The sequence below is a fragment of the Paenibacillus dendritiformis genome (assembly GCF_015845845.1).
GTDB lineage: Bacteria > Bacillota > Bacilli > Paenibacillales > Paenibacillaceae > Paenibacillus_B > Paenibacillus_B dendritiformis_C.
The window spans coordinates 1-687 of the sequence record NZ_LDIG01000035.1 but is presented as its reverse complement, the minus strand read 5'-3'; the positions used below and the strand labels follow the sequence as shown (position 1 = coordinate 687).

The 687-nt window shown below is 52.8% G+C and carries 1 rRNA gene; it reads left to right on the top strand.

The annotated features are described in order from the left end of the window. Positions 1-687: ribosomal RNA gene (locus ABD76_RS00485) — 23S ribosomal RNA — on the top strand; the annotation flags it as partial.

Here is a 687-nt window from a genome sequence, read left to right as displayed (position 1 = left end):
GTGATGGCGTGCCTTTTGTAGAATGAACCGGCGAGTTACGTTTACGTGCAAGGTTAAGGTGAGAAGCCGTAGCCGCAGCGAAAGCGAGTCTGAATAGGGCGAATGAGTACGTAGGCGTAGACCCGAAACCGTGTGATCTACCCCTGTCCAGGGTGAAGGTGCGGTAACACGCACTGGAGGCCCGAACCCACGAATGTTGAAAAATTCGGGGATGAGGTGGGGGTAGCGGAGAAATTCCAATCGAACTCGGAGATAGCTGGTTCTCCCCGAAATAGCTTTAGGGCTAGCCTCGGAGGAAGAGTCGTGGAGGTAGAGCACTGATTGGGTGCGGGGCCCGCCAAGGGTTACCAAGCTCAGTCAAACTCCGAATGCCATGGACTTATTATCCGGGAGTCAGACAATGGGTGCTAAGGTCCGTTGTCAAGAGGGAAACAGCCCAGACCATCAGCTAAGGCCCCTAAGTGTACGTTAAGTGGGAAAGGATGTGGAGTTGCCCAGACAACCAGGATGTTGGCTTAGAAGCAGCCATCATTTAAAGAGTGCGTAATAGCTCACTGGTCGAGTGACTCTGCGCCGAAAATGTAACGGGGCTAAACGTACCGCCGAAGCTATGGATTGCATCGACTTCACTGCTTCTTCGAGGAGCAAGTGAAGACCCGCCTGACATTTTGTCGACATACGAAGTGA